Consider the following 2,708-nt stretch of genomic DNA (forward strand, 5'->3'; position numbering starts at 1 on the left):
CACCGCAGCGCCGGTGGCGGCCGCCAGTGCCGCGGTGGCCGCGATCGCCGCGGCCGCCTCCTCCACGAGCACCCCGTCGGCGTCGGCCGCAGGTGCGGTCGGGCTGACCGCTCCCGACGTACCCGGACCCTCCTCACCCCCGAGGACGTCGCCCACGGCGTCGCATCCGGTGGCCAGGACCGCGAGGCCACCGAGGCCCCCGGCCAGGAGACCACGTCGGGACAGGTGGGTGGGGTGGTGCAGCACTCGGTGACCATATCCCCACCCGCTATCGTGGAGGCGCACGGCCGCCGACCACGTCGGAACCCGTCGCGCTGCACCACCGGACCGCACCATTGGACCGTCACAACAGGACACGGGGAGGACTCGGCATGGGTACTCATTCCGCTCAGGGAGCGACTGCCGAACGGATCGAGCACGCCTTGACCGGCCCTCTCCGGGAGCTCGGACTGGACGTCGAGGCGGTCGAGATCACCCCGGCCGGCAAGCGACGGGTGCTCAGGGTCGCGATCGACACCGACGGGGGCGTGACCCTCGACGACGTCGCCTCGGCGACGAAGGTGATCGACAGGATCCTCGAGTCCGCCGGTCCCGACGGCGCCGCAGACGTCATGGGCGAGCTGCCCTACACGCTGGAGGTCACCTCGCGCGGCGTCGACCGCCCGCTCACGCTGCCGCGGCACTGGCGTCGCAACGAGGGCCGGCTCGTGAAGGTCGCCCTCGCGGACAGCGACGCCGGTGACGGCGCAGCCGAACTGGTGGGTCGGATCCGGACCTGCGACGAGAGCGGCGCGACCGTCGACGTCGGAGGCGAAGAGGTGCGTGTGGCGTACGCCGACGTGCGCAAGGCGCTGGTGCAGATCGAGTTCAACCGCAAAGACAAGGACGCTGACTGATGGACATCGACCTGAGCATCCTCCGCACGCTGGAGCGCGAGAAGGAGATCAAGTTCGACGTCCTCGTCGAGGCGATCGAGCAGGCGTTGCTGACCGCCTACCACAAGACCGAGGGCTCCAAGCCCCACGCGCGCGTCGACCTGGACCGCAAGACCGGTCACGTCACGGTGCTCGCGGCGGAGCTGGACGAGGAGGGCAACAAGATCGGGGAGTACGACGACACCCCGGCCGGCTTCGGCCGGATCGCCGCCACCACCGCCAAGCAGATCATCCTCCAGCGCCTCCGGGACGCCGAGGACGAGATGAAGTACGGCGAGTTCTCCGGCAAGGAGGGCGACATCATCTCCGGCGTCATCCAGCAGGGGCGCAACCCCGACGACGTGCTCGTCGACCTCGGCAAGATCGAGGGGCACCTGCCGGCGAGCGAGCGGGTGCCCGGCGAGGACTACCGCCACGGCACCCGCATCAAGTGCCTGGTCGTCTCGGTCCGGAAGGGCATGCGCGGCCCGCAGATCACGCTGTCGCGCTCCCACCCGAACCTCGTGAAGAAGCTGTTCGCGCTCGAGGTGCCGGAGATCGCCGACGGCACCGTCGAGATCGCCGCGATCGCCCGCGAGGCGGGCCACCGCACCAAGATGGCCGTGAAGACCGCCGTCCCCGGCGTGAACGCCAAGGGCGCCTGCATCGGCCCGATGGGACAGCGGGTCCGAAGCGTGATGGCAGAGCTGGGCGGGGAGAAGATCGACATCGTCGACTGGTCCGAGGACCCGGCGACGATGGTGGCGCACGCCCTCTCGCCGGCCCAGGTGCGCTCGGTCACGATCGTCGACGCGGCCGCCAAGTCCGCGCGCGTCGTGGTGCCGGACTTCCAGCTCTCCCTCGCCATCGGCAAGGAGGGCCAGAACGCCCGGCTCGCGGCCCGCATGACCGGCTGGCGGATCGACATCCACTCCGACGAAGAAGCCTGACCCGCCGGACGCGGCTCGTCCGGCTCCAGATGACGGGTGGGGACGTCGGTTCGTGATCCGGGCCCCCGAGCCGCTAGAGTTGTTCGTCGGTGGCTCGCCAACTGTTATCTCCCGCAACGCCGGACGACATCCCTCCCGAGGGACCAGTCCGGACCTGCGTCGGATGTCGGCAGCGGGCTGCCAAACGCGAGTTGTTGCGGGTGACCGCCGGCTCGGGTCCCGATGGCCAACCGGCCGTCGTACCCGATCCTGAGGGCACTGCGCCGGGTCGTGGAGCGCACCTGCACCCCACCCCCGGCTGCTACGACCTCGCGGTGCGGCGGAAGGCCTTCGCACGAGCCCTGCGGCTCGGCGCCGGGCTGCCCGCGGCGCCGGTGGGTGCCTACATCGACGCGCGTGCCACCCATGATCGACCGTGATCAAGACCCGACCAGGAACTGGAGCAACAGCTCATGAGCACTCGATGAGTACTTCGCGATGAGCGTGTTCACCAACCACTAACGGTCTCAGAGAACAAACCCGGAAACCCGGGTCTGGGGCCAGAAGGAGAGACGTGGCCAAGACCCGAGTTTCCGAACTCGCCAAGAAGTACGGCATCCCCAGCAAGGAAGCGCTGGAGAAGCTGAGCGCGATCGGCGAGTTCGCCAAGACTGCTTCCTCGAGCATCGAGCCCCCCGCGGTGAAGAAGTTCGAGGACACCTACGGAGCCGAGCTCCTCTCGCAGCAGAAGCCGGCCGCGCCGGCGGCCGACAGGCCTGCCGCGAAGCCTGCGCCCGCCAAGAAGGCTGCTGCCGCGCCCGCTGCCGAGGCTCCTGCCGAGGCGCCGGCCGCTGCCCGTGCCGAG

5 protein-coding genes are annotated in these 2,708 nt (G+C 70.1%); 4 read left to right on the top strand and 1 reads right to left on the bottom strand.

Features of this window, described 5'->3' with window-relative positions:
* A partial coding sequence (locus E7Z54_RS08035; RefSeq protein WP_206056069.1) for a hypothetical protein occupies nt 1–246 on the bottom strand: 246 nt, incomplete at its 3' end.
* Between the two features lie 125 nt (nt 247–371).
* On the opposite strand from E7Z54_RS08035, the gene rimP reads away from it, so the two are divergent.
* From rimP to E7Z54_RS08055, 4 genes are all read left to right on the top strand, one after another.
* Nucleotides 372–896 (top strand): ribosome maturation factor RimP, encoded by a 525-nt coding sequence (gene rimP / locus E7Z54_RS08040; protein ID WP_136432654.1) that lies wholly within the window; start codon nt 372–374, stop codon nt 894–896.
* Nucleotides 896–1,864 carry a transcription termination factor NusA gene (nusA, locus tag E7Z54_RS08045; RefSeq protein ID WP_136432656.1) on the top strand — a complete coding sequence of 323 codons (969 nt, stop codon included), beginning with the start codon at nt 896–898 and terminating at the stop codon, nt 1,862–1,864. The genes rimP and nusA overlap by 1 nt, the downstream gene beginning before the upstream one ends.
* Before the next feature lie 89 nt (nt 1,865–1,953).
* Entirely contained in the window at nt 1,954–2,283 is a 330-nt protein-coding gene (locus tag E7Z54_RS08050) for a YlxR family protein (RefSeq protein WP_276606209.1), read from the top strand.
* Nucleotides 2,284–2,417: 134 nt separating this feature from the next.
* Nucleotides 2,418–2,708 (top strand): translation initiation factor IF-2 N-terminal domain-containing protein (locus E7Z54_RS08055; protein ID WP_206056070.1); only part of this gene is annotated, 291 nt, incomplete at its 3' end.

It is taken from the genome of Nocardioides sp., assembly GCF_004803405.1.
Taxonomy (GTDB): domain Bacteria; phylum Actinomycetota; class Actinomycetes; order Propionibacteriales; family Nocardioidaceae; genus Nocardioides; species Nocardioides vastitatis.

Coding starts and splice junctions, on each gene's coding strand:
- rimP (WP_136432654.1), top strand. CDS start 372: ATGGGTACTCATTCCGCTCAGGGAGCGACTGCCGAACGGATCGAGCAC.
- nusA (WP_136432656.1), top strand. CDS start 896: ATGGACATCGACCTGAGCATCCTCCGCACGCTGGAGCGCGAGAAGGAG.